Raw genomic sequence first — 15,500 nt, 5'->3', positions numbered from 1 at the left:
GCGAACTTCGTCGACCATCATGACCCGCGCGGCGCGCAGCAGAGCACCCGCACGGCGCTGGCCGCGCTGGACCCGGCCGAATTCCCGGTACTGACGGGGCAACTGGACACCATCGTCGCCGCGGTCACCGACCACGGCGTCTACCACGACGGGCTGCGGCGGATCATCGCCTCCTGGGCCTCACTTATGTAGGAGCACAATAGATCTCACTGACGTCCGCCGGCCTACGAGAACTGCTGTGCAAGTTTTCCTTCGGTGGGACCGAATAACTCATCGGTTCGTCCTGCCAATCAAGAGCAACCACCGGAGGTGAGTGCTGCGCAAAGGTCGGCTCGCGTCTGGGCTGAATTTACGACGTGCGCTTGCTGGGACCGTCGCGGTACCGCGTTGGACGCTGGTGGGCGCGAAGAAGAACACGGAGGCATATTCTCGAAGAATCGGCCGGAAAGGCGATCACCGTAAGCGAAAGATCGCACATCAGAACATCGAACCGCGGGGCGTCCGGCCATTCTGGCCGACGGGTGTCAACGAGTTCACTGAACGCGAATATGCGGGAGCCGTTCTCGGCGGTGATCGTAGCCGGGCCGCCGGCCTCGAGTTGCAACCCCCAGCCGGCAGCGGGCGGTCGCGACGCCACCTTCGGTTGACCCCGATCGCGGGATCGACAGTGCGACACCCGGCACCGAGCGCGCAACCCATGGCTTCGCAAGAGCTCTCGCGTGGAACTTGCGGGTTGTCCGAAATGTCCGTTGCCGCAACATATTTCGGATAGAAAACACTTTTCCGGAACCGCACGGCGGCCCATTTCCAGGTGTAGCCTGAGCTGGTTGTTCAGACGTGGTGAAGGACAAAAGCATGAGTCTGATTCCATTGCTTGTCGCCGTGCCGGCCGTGACCGGCCTGGCCGGGTACGTCGCCAGAGATCTCCGTGCGACGGTTCCCTCCGCCGCGAGTACCACCACAGTCGCACCATCGGACCATGCCACCCGGACGCCGCACCGACCCAAGGTCGAGTTCTTCAACCTCGCCGAACTCACCAACACCGACGCCAAGGGCTTCGTCCGGCAGGTCGAGCGGTTCCACGTCGAACCATGGGGGCTGTATATGGCGCGCGCCGTCGATGGTCCGAGCGCGCACTATCTCGAATCTTGGTTGCTGCCAGGGCTTTCCTTGCGCACTACAATCACGCGGCGCAATCCGGCATACCATAGGGCTCGGGATTACCGCCTCGACATCGGCGAGTTCACCCAGGTCGGCGCGAAGCGCTGGAAGTCGGTGGACCACTACCTCGGCGTCGTGGTGCGCCGCGGCCGCAGCGCTGAGCTACTCGGGGTCGATGACCTACTGGCCGCGCACGCGGCCGGACTGATCGACACGGCGCTGGCGCACCGAGCCGTCGAGCACGCCACGGCGGTGCTGGACGGCCTGGCCGCGCACGACCATTGCGTCGAGGATTGGCTGCTGTCCCGCGGCATCACCCTCACCTGGCTGTAGCCCGACGAGTACCGGCGCCGACTCGACCAATCAGCGGCAACGGTAGATTCTGGATGCATGACGCAGGCAACTTCCGTCGACGTGCACCGCCCCAAAGTCGAGTACTTCAACCTCGCGGATCTGACCAACACGGACCCGAAGGGGTACGTGCGGCCCGTCGAGCGGTACCGCGTCGAACCATGGGGCCTGTACATGGCGCGCACCTCGGATCATCCACAGTTCCACTACATGGAGTCCTGGCTGTTGCCCGAGCTCTCCATCCGAGCGACCGTTTTCCACTACCACCCCACCCATCAGCGCGACCAGGACTACTACCTCGACCTGGGCGAATTCAGCATGGTCGGACCGAAGAGGTGGAAGGCCGTCGACCACTACCTGGACATCGTGGTGCGCTCGTCACGCGAGACGGAGTTGCTCGACGTCGACGAACTGCTCGCCGCGCACGCCGCCGGCCTGATCACGCTCGCCGAAGCCGAGGCCGCTATGCAGCACGCGGCCGCGGCCATCGACGGCATCGCGGCCAACGCCCACACCTTCGAGGGCTGGATGACGTCCCTCGGCATCACCCTCACCTGGATGTAATCGCCGGCTCGAGCAGCTCCGCTTGACATCGCTTCCAGCCGAGGCCAGTATTTAACTGGTAAGTTAATTAGCCAGTTGATTAAATATCTCCATGACGGATGATGAGCTCAGCAGAACTTTCGCGGCACTTGCCGACCCGACCCGGCGGGCGATCCTCGCCCGATTGGCGGACGGCGAGGCCACCGTCACCGAGCTCGCGGAACCGTTCGCGATGAGCCTGCCCGCGATCTCCAAGCACCTGAAGGTCCTCGAGCGCGCGGGACTCGTCAACCGAGGCCGGCACGCCCAATGGCGCCCCTGCCGATTGGAGGCCACACCGCTCGGCGAGGCCGCCGACTGGCTGGACCGCTATCGGAAGTTCTGGGATACCCGCTTCGACCGCCTCGACGCACACCTGCACCGGATACAGAAGAAGGACAGCTCCGCATGACCGAACTGCTCGATCTCCCGCAAGGCGACCTCGGCCTGCTCGACACCGAACTCGCCAAACGACTGCTCGCCGCGAACCTCCCCGCGCGCCTGGCCTTCACCGCCGCCGACGGCACCCCCCGCGTGCTTCCGGTCAACTTCTGGTGGAACGGCACCGAACTCGTCATGGCCGGCTTCTCCCCCTCGAAACGGTCGACGATGTTACGCGCCCGTCCCGACGTCGCGATCACCATCGACACGAACGACGCTCCGCCGGAATGTCTGCTCCTGCGCGGCCGCGCCGAGGTCAGCGAAACAGACGGACTGCTACCGGAATATGCGGCGGCCATGCGGAAGGGCGGATCCGAGCAGGTCGCCGAGTATCTCGATTACGTGGCAGCGCTCGCACCCCGGATGGAACGCATCGTGGTGCGCCCCACCTGGGTCGCCCTGATGGACTTCCGAAACCGCTACCCGGATTCAGCCCCCGGATGGATGAAACCCCCCGCCGAACCGGCACCGAACCCTACGCACGACGAGGCGATCCAGCGATGAGCGACCGCGAATTCACCATCGTCCGCGTCTTCGACGCGCCACGCGAACTGGTCTTCCAGGCGTGGCTCGACCCGGACCAACTCACCGAATGGGCAGGACCGCACGGCTTCTCGACACCACGTGACCGGATCGTCATCGAGCCACACGTCGGCGGCCGCTACGACTCGACGATGGTCTCCGACGCCGACGGCAGCACCTACCCCAGCACGGGCGTGTTCCGCGAGATCGTCACGCCCGAGCGCCTGATGTTCACCTGGAGCGACCCCACCGGCGACGGCGCCATCGCGTCCGAATCGGTCGTCACGGTGACCTTCGCCGACACCAGCGACGGCAAGACCACCATGTCCTTCCATTTGCTCGCACCCGACCCGCTCGACCGAGAGGACGGCGCTGCGGCAGGCTGGGGGCAGGCACTGGAACGCCTCGCCAGCGTGCTGCAGCCTTAGCCATCCCGCCAGGCCAGGGCGCGCTGATAAGCGACGGCGAACCACGACTTCTGCACTTCGAGGTAGGCGTCGCTCTTCTGCGCACCGGTCAGACCCGCCACCTTCGCCTCCGCGTCGCGCGTCACCTCCAGGTACTCCGCGCGGGCGTCGGCGTCGGCGCGCAGCCAGTCCCTCATCAGCAGGGCGAACTGCTGACCGGGCGTGCCCTCCACCCGCACGTTCACGTTGGCCATCCTTCCCGGGTCGGCGCTCTGGTGGTAGCGGTTGACCCACAGCGCGGCATCAGCGCCCGACGGGTCTCGCGGCGTCGATGTGGGATTGTCGTGGGAGATGTCGAGAGGGCCCGGGAAACCAGCGGCGCCGAGCGCATCCCGCAGACCGTCCGCCACGGCCAGGTCGGCGACCGTGATCTGCAGATCGATCACATCCTCGGCGGGCAGGTCGGGCACCGACGTCGACCCGACATGGTCGATCCTGGACGCGGCGGCGCCGCACGCCACCCACAGCCGGGCGATGAGCCGTTGCGCATGGGCGGGCCAGTCCGGATTCGCGGGGACGATCCGCGGCGCGCCGCGCGGCGCCGGCGTTCCGGTGCGCACATTGCGTTCGAACGGCACGAGTCGTTCGGCCCACAGCCCGCGTACCTCGGCCTCGACCGCGGCGGGAGGCCCGCTGTTGTCGAGCAATACATCGGCAACTGCGCGTCGCTGCTCGTCGGTGGCCTGCGCCGAAATACGCGCCCGGGCATCGGATTCGACAACACCGCGAAATTCGACCAAACGACGAATACGAGTCTCGACGTCGACATCGACCACGATGACAAGATTCATCAATGGTGCGAGACCATTTTCCACCAACAGCGGAATATCCTGGACGACGATGGCATCCGACGGCGCCGCGGAAATCAATTCCGCGGTTCGCTTTCCGACCAATGGGTGCGTGATGGAATTCAGTTTCGTGCGCGCCGCATCATCACGGAATACCTTGGCCGCCAAGGCGGGGCGATCCAATCCGCCATCATCGGCGAGAATATCGGCGCCGAATGCGTCGACCAGTGCCGCGAGTCCCTCGGTTCCCGGCGCCACCACCTCCCTGGCGATCAGATCGGAATCGATGATCACCGCACCGAGGTCGGCCAGTGCCCGCGCGACCGTCGACTTACCCGCTCCCATACCTCCGGTGAGGCCGATCCTTAACATCCGACCAGTTTTACATCCGGTCAGTGGCCGATCATCGGCCGCCCCGGATCGCGGCCCGGCTTCCAGCGATGTGACGCTCGAACCGCTCGCGGCGGCCGCCGAGCAGCCATGGTGGTGCAATCCGTGGATTACCCGATGCCCTAGTGGATTTCACCGTCGCGACGGACATTTGCCCGATCCGTGACTGCGCCGAGACCGATTCGCAACATATGGTCCGAATCCGGTTTGTCGATGACATCTTTCCGACACGCCAAGGCAATTACTCGTGCAAAATACTCTGCCGAACACTTTCTTTCGGCTAATGTTCGCCGAGGCGATTCAGTCCGGCACCAGCAAGCAAAGGAAGACCATTGGGCACCAGAATCAACCAGGCGGGTCGCCACCGCCTGGGCAGGGCGGGGCGAGTGCACTGCATTCAGATCCCCGCCGTCGCGGCAGCACTAACCGAGCACCGCCGCTCATGGTTCACTGCGTTCATCAACCCCGCCCGGCACAGTTTCGCGGCCCTGCGGAAACGCTCCACCGCAGCCACGGTCCGATGGGTACCCGCCACCGCGGGGTGAACCTGCGCGGGAAAGTGGCCCAGCCCTAGCCAGGCTGGGCCACTTTCATGCGCGCACGAGGCCGCTGGGCCTGCGCCGGGTGCCGGGCTGCTGGAGCGGCATGACGTTCGGTGGCACCGGGTACGGGATGCCGGCCGCGGCGATGCCCAACGCGACGTTCGGACCGCATTGCGCGATCGCGGCGTCCGCCTTCGGCTTCGGATCGGGCAGCATCGGCTTGGTCGCATCCGGAGCCGTGCCGAAGTCGAATGCGGAGGTCATATCGCCGGTGACCCCGCGCCGCCACGCGGTGAGGTTCGGCACCTCGACGCCGAATCGGGTCTCCAGCAACCGCAACTGCGAGGTGTGGTCGAAGGTCTCCGACGCGACCAGACCGCCACGACTGTAGGGCGAGATCACCAGTCCGGGAACGCGATAACCGAGGCCGATCGGCCCCGCGATCCCACTCGACGACGGCACGCGATCCAGCGGCACGGTCAGGAACTCCCCCGGCGTGCCGGGCGGCGCGGTCGGCGGAACGACGTGGTCGAAAAAGCCACCGTTTTCGTCGTAGCTGATGATCAGCGCCGTCTTCTCCCATACCGCGGGGTTGGAGGTGAGGATATCCAGCAGTTGCACGATGCCGAACGCACCGAACGCCGCGGGCAGTGCGGGGTGCTCGCACGTGACCAGCGACGGAATCACCCAGGACACCGCCGGCAAGGTGTCGTTGGCGACGTCGGCCTGCAGATCGTGGGGATAGGTCGGGACGCGGCCGCGGCGGGCCAGCTCGGAATTCGGGTCGGCGGACTGGGTGAAACAGCCGAGCATGCCGTCGAGGAGCACCGACGACAGCGGGCCCACGTCGCGATTGTTGTATATCTTCCAGCTGACGCCCGCCTCGGACAGGTTCTCGGGATAGGTGCGCCAGCTGTACACATGCTGCGGAATCCGTGTGGGCGTCTCCACCAGCGGCCCGCCGGCTCGGCCGTCCGGGTCGATGGTCGCGCTGATCCAATACAGCCGATTCGGGTCGGTCGGCCCGAGCACCGAGCAGTGGTAGTTGTCGCAGAGCGTGAACGCGTCGGCGAGCGCGGTGTGGATCGGAATGTCTTCGGGCAGGTAGTACCCCATCGCGGCAGGCGCGTTGGCGGGACCGACACCCGCGATCGACATCGGCATCCACTGGTCGTTCTTGCCACCGTTCCACGCCTGGTGCATGCCGCCCCAAGTGTGATCGGGGTCGTTGACGCACTCGCCGTCGAGAGTAGCGCCGCGGGTGGTGTCGAGGCGGAACGGGTTCAGGTAGCCTTCCGGGCTCGGACCCACGCCGGGCGTCCAGCCGTACTGCTGCCACGCGGCTGAGGCCTCGTCGAAACCGCGCACTCCCGACAGCGTGCCGAAGTAGTGGTCGAAAGACCTGTTCTCCTGCATGAGCAGCACGAAGTGCTCGATGTCGCCGAGACCGCCGGTGCCCGCCGGGTCCGCCGCGTACGCCCGCTCGATGACCGGGTTCGCCCAGGATGTCAGCGCTCCTACCGCCCCGGCGGCCGCGGCCTTCGCCAGAAACTGCCTGCGATTGAGTCCATGGAACGGACCCGCTGCACCCATATTGCCGATGGCCTTTCTACCGAGACTGCCGGAGGGTCTCTCGACCCGCGCCGACCCTACCGGACGGCGGCCGAGACCCGCTCGGCGCCGCATCTCGACCCGAGGATCACGCACCCCTTGTCGAGTGGACCTGCTGCGGCGGGTTTGCCGGTCCCCACGCGGTATTCAGCCGGGCACTGCCACTCAGAGGCGACAACCGCTGGGACGAACAGCCCGCTCAGGCGCACAATTCAGGGGCGCGGACAGACCGCCGGGCTGTGACCGAGTGCACGCGGCACCGATTTCTGTCGGACCCATCCGACACAATCAGAACCGGTCGGACGTCGATCGAGTTGCCACCCAACGTAATCCGCGACTCGAACGAGGGAGGCACCATGCCCCATGCCCATGCTTCGACGCCCGATCAGACCGACCCGCGCACCCTCGACCACGAGCGCGTCATCGAACTGGCGGTCGAGATCGAGCGGCACCGGCATCTACTGCGCCACGCCGCGGAGGACTACCGGCGGCGGGTCCGACAGCGCTTCGAGCATCTGGACCCGCCGGATCGGGACCTGCGACTGCGCCAAGCGGAACAGTTCCTCGACGCGCTGATGATCGACCCGATCCGGCACGGAAGGCTGGATCTGGACGCCTATCGGGCGATCCGAGACCGTGCGCCGGTGGTCTTCGACTCCGAACGCGGGGTATATGTACTGCGGCGAACCGGACAGCATCCCCTCCTGATCCACCCCGGCCGGGCGGAGCAACGACTCGGCGTGATCGCCCGGCTCGCGGCACTCGGTCTGCGCGTGGAAGAGATCCAGGTCGTCGCCCTGACCACGGCGCAGATGGCGGCGCCACAGGAAGCGGCCACACCGCCGACGACAGTGCCTGAGGTGCAACGCGGTACGACGAAGCCCTCGCGGGGCGTCGACCCTACCGGCGGTGACCAGTAGAGCCACGCGGACCGGTCCCGCGTAGCTCTACGCGGGGCGATCGACGGACTGCTCAGGTAAGGCGGCTACTGCCCGGAGCACCCGCATGCAGCCCAGAACCGACTGTGCCCCAACCGGAATCCCGGTTGGGGCACAGTCGGTTGTTCAGCTGATGCCGATCAGGCGTTGCCGGAGAGCTTCTCCCGCAGGGCCGCCAGCTGGGCGTCGCTGGCCAGCGAACCGCCGGCGGGCTCGGCCTGGCTGGAGGTGGACTGCGCACCGCTCTCCGAGGAGTAGTTCGACGCGCCGCCGCCGTTCGCGGCCTCGGCCGCGGCGTCGGCCGCCATCTTCTCCATCTGCGCGGTGTGCATCTTGTGGCGACGCTCCGCCTCGGCGTAGCGGCCTTCCCACTCCTCGCGCTGCTTGTCGAAGCCCTCGAGCCATTCGTTGGTGTCGGGGTCGAAGCCCTCGGGGAAGATGTAGTTGCCCTGCTCGTCGTAGCTGTCGGCCATACCGTACTTCGACGGGTCGAACTCGGCGTGGTAGTCCTCGTTGGCCTGCTTGAGGCTCAGCGAGATCCGGCGACGCTCCAGGTCGATGTCGATGACCTTGACCATCGCGTCGTCGCCGACGGCAACGACCTGATCCGGGACCTCGACGTGGCGCTCGGCCAGTTCGGAGATGTGCACCAGACCTTCGATTCCCTCTTCGACACGCACGAACGCACCGAACGGAACGAGCTTGGTGACCTTGCCCGGCACGATCTGCCCGATCGCGTGGGTCCGGGCGAACTGACGCCACGGGTCTTCCTGGGTCGCCTTGAGCGACAGCGAAACCCGCTCGCGGTCCAGATCGACGTCGAGCACCTCGACGGTGACCTCGTTGCCGACCTCGACAACCTCGGACGGGTGGTCGATGTGCTTCCAGGACAGCTCGGAGACGTGCACCAGACCGTCGACGCCACCCAGGTCCACGAAGGCGCCGAAGTTGACGATCGAGGAGACCACACCCTTGCGGACCTGGCCCTTCTGCAGCTGGTGCAGGAACTCGCTGCGCACCTCGGACTGGGTCTGCTCCAGCCAGGCGCGCCGGGACAGCACGACGTTGTTGCGGTTCTTGTCCAGCTCGATGATCTTGGCCTCGATCTCCTTGCCGACGTACGGCTGGAGGTCGCGGACCCGACGCATCTCGACGAGCGAAGCAGGCAGGAAGCCGCGCAGGCCGATATCGAGGATCAGGCCGCCCTTGACGACCTCGATGACGGTGCCCTTGACGGCCTCGTCCTTCTCCTTGAGTTCCTCGATGGTGCCCCACGCACGCTCGTACTGCGCCCGCTTCTTCGACAGGATCAGGCGGCCTTCCTTGTCCTCTTTGGTGAGAACAAGCGCCTCGACCTCATCGCCCACGGAAACGACCTCGTTCGGGTCGACATCGTGTTTGATGGAGAGCTCGCGTGAGGGGATGACGCCTTCGGTCTTGTAACCGATGTCGAGCAGGACCTCGTCGCGATCGACCTTGACGATGGTTCCTTCGACGATGTCGCCGTCGTTGAAGTACTTGATCGTGGCGTCGATGGCGGCGAGGAAATCCTCGGCGGAGCCGATGTCGTTGACGGCTACCTGCGGCGAGGTGACGGTGGTGGGCATATGTCGGTTTGCTCCGGACGGATTGTGGTCGGTTGCGGACATTGGAACTTTCGGTACGCTGCGAACTCACCGCGAGGTGTGAAGACGGACACTGAGGAACATACCGCACGCGACGCGCGTGAAACGCAGCACGGGTTACGCTTCGGTACGGATGTACAGAAGGCACTCGCGCGTTCAGCGTACGCGACCGTGGTCCGGCCGAGCAAACCGGTCCGCCGGCACACCGATAGTCTGACCGGCGTGTCGGAAGATCGTCATGCGCAAGCAAATGCACTGCTCGGAACGGCGGGGACGACTCGGACCCGGATCGGGTCGGAGGCCAGTCAGCTGGCCAGTCGACGGTGGTGGGATGCCGATGCCGACCAATACCACGAGACGCACGCGGAATTCCTCGGCGTCGACTCCCCGGCGGGCGAGTTCATCTGGTGCCCGGAGGGCCTGCACGAGGGCGACATGCATTTGCTCGGCGATCTCGCGGGCAAGGCGATCCTGGAGATCGGCTGTGGTTCCGCGCCGTGCGCACGCTGGCTCGCCGGACAGGGCGCGCGGCCGGTCGGACTCGATCTCTCCCGAGCGATGCTCGAACGCGGGTCGGCCGCGATGACCCGCGGCGGGCCACAGGTGCCACTGGTGCAGGCGGGCGCCGAGGCCCTCCCCTTCGCGGACGCATCCTTCGACCTGGCGTGCTCGGCGTTCGGCGCCATCCCGTTCGTCGCCGACTCGGCGCTGGTGATGCGGGAGGTCGCCCGCGTGTTGCGGCCGGGCGGACGCTGGGTGTTCTCGGTGAATCACCCGATGCGCTGGATCTTCCCGGACGATCCCGGGCCCGCGGGTCTGACCGCGAAGATCCCCTACTTCGACCGGACGCCCTACGTGGAGGTCGACAGCGACGGTCTGCCCACCTATGTCGAGCACCACCGGACCATCGGCGATCGGGTTCGCGAGATCGTCGCGGCGGGTCTGACACTCGAGGACATCGTGGAACCGGACTGGCCCGAGTGGCTCGATCGCGAATGGGGTCAGTGGAGTCCATTGCGCGGCGAGCTGTTTCCCGGCACCGCCATTTTCGTCACCAGAAAACCGTGAGCACAGCTGCTCGGTGCTGATCGGACCGAGCCGACGTCGATCAGCAGGCGAAATCCGCCATCGTTGCCGAGCGGACGGCGATCAGAGGTAGGGCCGCCGCGAGCCCCTCCCCGAAAACGCCGAGTAATGATCCGGCTCGGTGGCGGGTGTTATGTCGGCCGAGTTGAGTGTGCGGGTTCAGTTTCGTTGTTCCGACGGTCACCGTCGGCGTGGTTTCGTCGGCAGGTCCCTATTCGTGCGTAGGCGGGTTCGAGCGCAATACCGATCGCGAGAACGGAGCACTGTTGTGCGAACGCGCCGACACATCCTCGCCGGCACCGCGGTGGTCACCATGGTCGCGGTCAGCGTGCTGCCAGGATGCACCAGCGACTCCTCCACGGAGTCGACAACGTCGTCTCGTTCGTCCGGATCAACCGGTCACGAGCCGCCGCGCAATCCGTATCTCGCCGCCGACAAGTACGCGGTCATCTGGACTCCGGGCAATCCGACAGCTTCCCGGACCCGGTGCCCCGTGGCACCGTCCACATCGATCCCGGGCAGACGCCGTGCGTGCCGAGCGGTCCGGTCAACATCATCACCATGGCCGCCACTTCGGAGAACCACCGCTGGATCTCCTCCTCGGCCGGGGTCCGCTACGTCGATGTCGCCGACGGCGGCTTCCGCTTGCTCGCGGCGAGGGACACACCCGGAGTGCCGGTGATCTCGCCACAGGCGCTCGATGCGGTCCTGGATCAGACCTTCACCGATGTCGGCCAGATCGAGGCCGCCATCCACGACGACTGGGGCGGCGCGACCTGGCAACGACTCTTCAACGGCACCTACGGACTGGTCGACAAGGACAACCACGTCTACTACGTCACGCAGAACTCCCAGATCATCGAGTTCGGGCTGAAAAACAACAACGGGCCCGAAGACGGCATCGAGATCATCAAGCAATTCGACTTCAGACCGTTCCTCGGCGCCGCAACCACCTCGCTCGGCATCCCGGAGAGCATCGTCGGTGTCGATCTCACCTACGACGGCCACCTGGCAGTGCTGTCGTCGTGGGCACTGGCCGTCATCGACCGCGATCTCGAAGGGACGCCGCGACAAATCCGCTTCGGTGCCGACGAAACCGTCGCCAACTCCATGGCCATCGACGAACACGGCGGCATCTACGCCGCCTCCGACAAGGTGATGCGCGAGGTCGTCTGGAACGGCAGCAGACTGTCCACCGACGAAGCCGACGGCGCTTGGTCGGCGGCCTACGACTTCGGGCGCCAACCGCCCGCGGTGAAGATCGGCACCAGCACCGGGTCGACGCCCACCCTGATGGGATTCGGCGCGGGCAGCGACGAGTTGGTGGTGATCACCGACGGCGCCGACCATATGAAGCTGGTCGCGTTCTGGCGCAACAAGATTCCCGACGGGTTTGCGCAGCGACCGAACACCAGGTCCAACCGGATCGCCGACCAGATCCCGGTGACCGCCGGGCTACCGGACCCGCTGCCGGAGTTCGTGCAGAGCGAGCAGTCGGTCGTCGTGCACGGGTACGGCGCGTTCGTCGTCCAGAACATCGGATCCGGAGGCACACCGGACCGGCTCGTCGATGTCCTCGCCAACGGCCCGGTCTCCGCACCCCCACATGGCATGCAGCGCTTCGAATGGGACCCCGCTGGACCTCGGCGTGGGCCCGCGGCGACGTCGTCTCGACGTCGATGGTTCCCGCGGTATCCAGCAAGTCGGGCATAGTGCTCGTGAACGGCTACAGCGAAGCCGACGGGTGGGAGGTCACCGGTCTGGACTGGAAGACCGGAGAAACCGTGCACCGCACCATCTTCGGCCACTCCAATCTCGGCAACGGCGCCTACGCCATCATCGAAGCCTTCCCCAACGGTGACCTCCTGTTCAACAGCATCGGTGGCCCTTTCCGCGCCACCATCGCCAACGGTTAGCACCACCGCACTCCCGCAGCCAACGGTCCAGTCGCGAGGCGGTCGGCGGCTCGCGGCCGCCCTGCAGGAGTGCGGAGTCCGTGGGGACCTGCGCTCGCCGGGGAATGCGGGCGGTACAGCGCGAGCGCGAGCCATACCGCCCGCGGCGGCCTACTTCTGCTGCGGCTTGCGCCCGGCCTGTTCCAGCGCCACCCGCAGCGCGAACTCGATTTGCGCGTTGATGCTGCGCAAATCGTCGGCCGCCCACTTCGCGATAGCGTCGTGGACGACCGGGTCCAGGCGTAGCAGCAGTTTCTTCCGCTCAGCCATGGGCTGCTGCCTCAGGAGTAGAGCGAGCCGGTGTTGACGACCGGCGTCGTCGGCCGATCGCCGCACAGGACGACGAGCAGGTTCGACACCATCGACGCCTTGCGCTCCTCGTCCAACTCCACCATGCCCTGCTGGGCGAGCCGTTCCAGCGCGAGACCGACCATCCCGACCGCACCCTCGACGATCTGGGTGCGCGCGGCGACCACCTGCGCGGCCTGCTGGCGAACCAGCATGGCCTGGGCGATCTCGGGCGCGTAGGCCAGGTGGGTGATCCTGGCCTCCAGGACCTCGATGCCCGCCATCTCGGTGCGTTCGCGCAACTCCACGGTGAGTTCCTCGGCGACCTCGGCGCCGTCGCGCAGGCTGGTGTGGTCGTTGTCGTGCGCGTCGTAGGGATGCGTGGTGGCCAGGTGACGCACGGCCGCCTCGGACTGGGTCTCGACGTACTCCTCGTAGTCGTCGACCGCGAACGCGGCCTTGAAGCTGTCCACCACCCGGTAGACCACCACGGCCGCGATCTCGACCGGGTTGCCGTCGGCGTCGTTGACCTTCAGCTTCTGGGTCTCGAAGTTGCGCACGCGCAGCGAGATGCTCTTGCGGTCGGTCAACGGAACCACCGAGAAGAAGCCCGGCTCGCTCACCGAACCGATGTAGCGGCCGAAGAATTGAACCACCTTGGCCTCGTTCGGGTTCACCACGGTGAGGCCGGTTGCGAGCAGCAGCAGCACGACCACGATGACCGTCGCGAGGACAGCACCGATCACGGCGGGCACGCTGTCGTTGCGTGCGCCAGCGCGAAACCCGAGCACAGCGCCACCGCCGAACAAGAGGGTGAGCACGAACCACCCCAACAGCACCACGAAGCCGTTGACGTGGAAAGCGGATCGAAACTGCATGACATCCTCCGAATATCAAAGTGATATCACAAAGATAGCAGCCGAAATCCCGTCGAGGCTTTGACACCCGGGTAGTCGAATGGCGGCACCGATGCTGCGGGCGCCGCCATCCCGCCGCGTTCGTCCACGGTCACAACAGGCGGGACAGAAATGCCTTGGTACGGTCCTGCCGCGGGTTGGTCAGCAGATCGCGCGGTGGGCCCGCTTCGACCACCACGCCGTCATCCATGAACACCAGCTGGTCGGCGACCTCGCGGGCGAATCCCATCTCGTGCGTGACCACGACCATCGTCATTCCCGATCGCGCGAGTTCGCGCATGACGGTGAGCACCTCGCCGACCAGCTCAGGGTCCAGCGCGGAGGTGGGCTCGTCGAAGAGCATCAGCTTCGGGTCCATGGCCAGCGCGCGGGCGATGGCCACGCGTTGTTGCTGGCCGCCGGACAGCTGCGCCGGATAGGCATTCGCCTTGTCCGCCAAGCCGACTCGGTCCAGCAATTCCCGCGCCCTGGTCGCCGCGTCCGCCTTGCGGATCTTCTTGACCTGGGTGGGCGCCTCGATCAGGTTCTCCAACACGGTCCGGTGTGGGAACAGGTTGAAGTGCTGGAACACCATGCCGATCTCGCGGCGCTGCCTGGCGGCGTCACGCGGATGCAGTTCGAAGAGCTTGCCGTTCTTCTCCCGGTATCCGACGATCTCGCCGTCGACATACAACCGGCCGGCGTTCACCTGTTCCAGGTGGTTGATGCAGCGTAGGAAAGTGGACTTGCCGGAGCCGGAAGGCCCGATCACACACAGCACTTCGCCGCGCCCCACCTCGAGCGAGATGCCCTTGAGCACCTGCAGCGCCCCGAAGTTCTTGCAGACCCGGTCCGCGACGATCATCGCGGGGCGTGTGGTGTTCTGCACATCGACGCTCATTTCGCCTTCACAATCTGCTGGGCATCGGCGAGCCGCTTGAGCTGCTTGGCGGTCAACTGCCGCGAGACGCCACGCGAGTAATAACGCTCCAGGTAGAACTGCCCGACCATCAGCACGCTGGTGATCGCCAGGTACCAGGTGGCGGTGACCAGCAGCAACGGAATGGGCTGGAAATTGACGCCGTAGATGTCGCGCGCCCGACCGTAGAGGTCGGTGGACAGCGGGATGGCGGTGACCAACGAGGTGGTCTTCAACATACCGATCAGCTCGTTGCCGGTCGGCGGAATGATTACGCGCATGGCTTGCGGCAACACGGTCCTGCGCATGGTTTGGCCCCAGGACATGCCGAGCGCGATGGACGCTTCACGCTGTCCCTCACCGACGGAATTGATTCCGGCGCGGACGATTTCGGCCATATAGGCGGCCTCGTTCAGGCCGAGTCCGATGACGGCGAAGGTGAACGCGGCCTGCAGTCCCTGCACATCCAACTGGAAGAACTGTGGGCCGAACGGAACACCGAGATCGATCTGGCGATACAGCGAGGGAAACAGTCCCCAGAACACCAACTGCACGAAAACCGGCGTGCCGCGGAAGATCCAGAGGTAGACCCAGGCCGAGGACCGCAGCACCGGGTTCGGCGAAAGGCGCATCACGGCGAGCACCGTGCCGAGCGCGACCGCAATGGCCATCGCGAGCACGGTCAACTCCAGCGTGACGATGGCACCGGCGGTGATCCGGCTGTCGAACAGGTATTTCCCGTAGGTATCCCAGCGGTAGGCCGGGTTCGTCGCCGCGCCGTAGCCGAACAGCCCGACCAGGACCAGGACGACCACCGCTGCTATCCAGCGGCCCGGTCTGCGCAACGGAACCGCTTTGATCGGCTCCGGCTCCCGCGTCGGCTCCGCCCCGACGGACCCGAGATCACCGGGCGCCCGCCGATTGTCGTTCGTCGGCAT

General features: G+C 66.1%; 18 protein-coding genes. 11 read left to right on the top strand and 7 right to left on the bottom strand.

From position 1 onward, the window contains the following. The 6 genes from AB0B25_RS19035 to AB0B25_RS19010 all read left to right on the top strand — a co-directional run. On the top strand, positions 1-192 hold a 192-nt coding region (locus AB0B25_RS19035), incomplete at its 5' end, for a hypothetical protein (RefSeq protein ID WP_357180901.1). A gap of 663 nt (positions 193-855) precedes the next feature. Beyond that, positions 856-1,494, top strand: coding sequence for a DUF402 domain-containing protein (locus AB0B25_RS19030; RefSeq protein ID WP_357180898.1), 639 nt, complete (start codon positions 856-858; stop codon positions 1,492-1,494). Positions 1,495-1,575: 81 nt separating this feature from the next. Continuing rightward, complete coding sequence (locus AB0B25_RS19025; protein WP_357180926.1) at positions 1,576-2,076, top strand: DUF402 domain-containing protein; 501 nt, start codon at positions 1,576-1,578, stop codon at positions 2,074-2,076. 91 nt (positions 2,077-2,167) lie between these two features. Continuing rightward, the gene (locus tag AB0B25_RS19020; RefSeq protein ID WP_357180895.1) at positions 2,168-2,506 is read left to right on the top strand and encodes a metalloregulator ArsR/SmtB family transcription factor; all 339 of its coding nucleotides are present in this window, start codon (positions 2,168-2,170) and stop codon (positions 2,504-2,506) included. Next, entirely contained in the window at positions 2,503-3,039 is a 537-nt protein-coding gene (locus tag AB0B25_RS19015; protein WP_357180892.1) for a pyridoxamine 5'-phosphate oxidase family protein, read from the top strand. The genes AB0B25_RS19020 and AB0B25_RS19015 overlap by 4 nt, the downstream gene beginning before the upstream one ends. Next, entirely contained in the window at positions 3,036-3,485 is a 450-nt protein-coding gene (locus AB0B25_RS19010; RefSeq protein WP_357180889.1) for an SRPBCC domain-containing protein, read from the top strand. Before AB0B25_RS19015 ends, AB0B25_RS19010 begins: the two co-directional genes overlap by 4 nt. On the opposite strand, the gene coaE is transcribed toward AB0B25_RS19010, so the two are convergent. Then, complete coding sequence (gene coaE, locus AB0B25_RS19005) at positions 3,482-4,684, bottom strand: dephospho-CoA kinase (protein ID WP_357180923.1); 1,203 nt, start codon at positions 4,682-4,684, stop codon at positions 3,482-3,484. The two genes, AB0B25_RS19010 and coaE, sit on opposite strands and share 4 nt — an antisense overlap. 362 nt (positions 4,685-5,046) lie before the next feature. Here coaE and AB0B25_RS19000 point away from each other — a divergent pair, with 362 nt between their 5' ends. After that, positions 5,047-5,247 (top strand): hypothetical protein, encoded by a 201-nt coding sequence (locus AB0B25_RS19000; protein ID WP_357078022.1) that lies wholly within the window; start codon positions 5,047-5,049, stop codon positions 5,245-5,247. 45 nt (positions 5,248-5,292) lie between these two features. On the opposite strand, the gene AB0B25_RS18995 is transcribed toward AB0B25_RS19000, so the two are convergent. Continuing rightward, complete coding sequence (locus tag AB0B25_RS18995; RefSeq protein WP_357180886.1) at positions 5,293-6,837, bottom strand: alkaline phosphatase family protein; 1,545 nt, start codon at positions 6,835-6,837, stop codon at positions 5,293-5,295. A gap of 374 nt (positions 6,838-7,211) precedes the next feature. Here AB0B25_RS18995 and AB0B25_RS18990 point away from each other — a divergent pair, with 374 nt between their 5' ends. Then, positions 7,212-7,775 carry a hypothetical protein gene (locus tag AB0B25_RS18990; RefSeq protein WP_357180883.1) on the top strand — a complete coding sequence of 188 codons (564 nt, stop codon included), beginning with the start codon at positions 7,212-7,214 and terminating at the stop codon, positions 7,773-7,775. A gap of 158 nt (positions 7,776-7,933) precedes the next feature. Here AB0B25_RS18990 and rpsA read toward each other — a convergent pair whose 3' ends face one another. After that, a complete protein-coding gene (gene rpsA / locus AB0B25_RS18985) occupies positions 7,934-9,400 on the bottom strand; it encodes a 30S ribosomal protein S1 (protein ID WP_357180880.1) in 1,467 nt (488 codons plus the stop codon). Positions 9,401-9,640: 240 nt separating this feature from the next. Here rpsA and AB0B25_RS18980 point away from each other — a divergent pair, with 240 nt between their 5' ends. The 3 genes from AB0B25_RS18980 (at position 9,641) to AB0B25_RS18970 (ending at position 12,420) form a co-directional block, all read left to right on the top strand. Further along, positions 9,641-10,486, top strand: coding sequence for a class I SAM-dependent methyltransferase (locus tag AB0B25_RS18980; RefSeq protein ID WP_357180877.1), 846 nt, complete (start codon positions 9,641-9,643; stop codon positions 10,484-10,486). Between the two features lie 357 nt (positions 10,487-10,843). Then, positions 10,844-12,217: a hypothetical protein gene (locus AB0B25_RS18975; RefSeq protein WP_357180875.1), complete on the top strand. Its 1,374-nt coding sequence runs from the start codon at positions 10,844-10,846 to the stop codon at positions 12,215-12,217. Between the two features lie 5 nt (positions 12,218-12,222). Then, a complete protein-coding gene (locus AB0B25_RS18970) occupies positions 12,223-12,420 on the top strand; it encodes a hypothetical protein (RefSeq protein WP_357180872.1) in 198 nt (65 codons plus the stop codon). A 150-nt stretch (positions 12,421-12,570) separates the two neighbouring features. Here the strand turns inward: AB0B25_RS18970 and AB0B25_RS18965 are convergent, their stop codons facing one another. The 4 genes from AB0B25_RS18965 to AB0B25_RS18950 all read right to left on the bottom strand — a co-directional run bounded on the left by AB0B25_RS18965 (position 12,571) and on the right by AB0B25_RS18950 (position 15,500). After that, the gene (locus tag AB0B25_RS18965) at positions 12,571-12,729 is read right to left on the bottom strand and encodes a hypothetical protein (RefSeq protein ID WP_357180870.1); all 159 of its coding nucleotides are present in this window, start codon (positions 12,727-12,729) and stop codon (positions 12,571-12,573) included. A gap of 11 nt (positions 12,730-12,740) precedes the next feature. Beyond that, positions 12,741-13,625, bottom strand: coding sequence for an SPFH domain-containing protein (locus tag AB0B25_RS18960; RefSeq protein WP_357180867.1), 885 nt, complete (start codon positions 13,623-13,625; stop codon positions 12,741-12,743). Between the two features lie 130 nt (positions 13,626-13,755). After that, entirely contained in the window at positions 13,756-14,508 is a 753-nt protein-coding gene (locus AB0B25_RS18955) for an amino acid ABC transporter ATP-binding protein (protein ID WP_357180920.1), read from the bottom strand. Between the two features lie 32 nt (positions 14,509-14,540). Further along, positions 14,541-15,500, bottom strand: a complete 960-nt coding sequence (locus AB0B25_RS18950) for an amino acid ABC transporter permease (protein WP_357180864.1) — start codon at positions 15,498-15,500, stop codon at positions 14,541-14,543.

This window comes from Nocardia sp. NPDC049190 (assembly GCF_040648115.1).
Lineage (GTDB): Bacteria > Actinomycetota > Actinomycetes > Mycobacteriales > Mycobacteriaceae > Nocardia.
The sequence above is the reverse complement of the archived record's forward strand: the minus strand, read 5'-3'. Positions and strand labels throughout refer to the sequence as shown.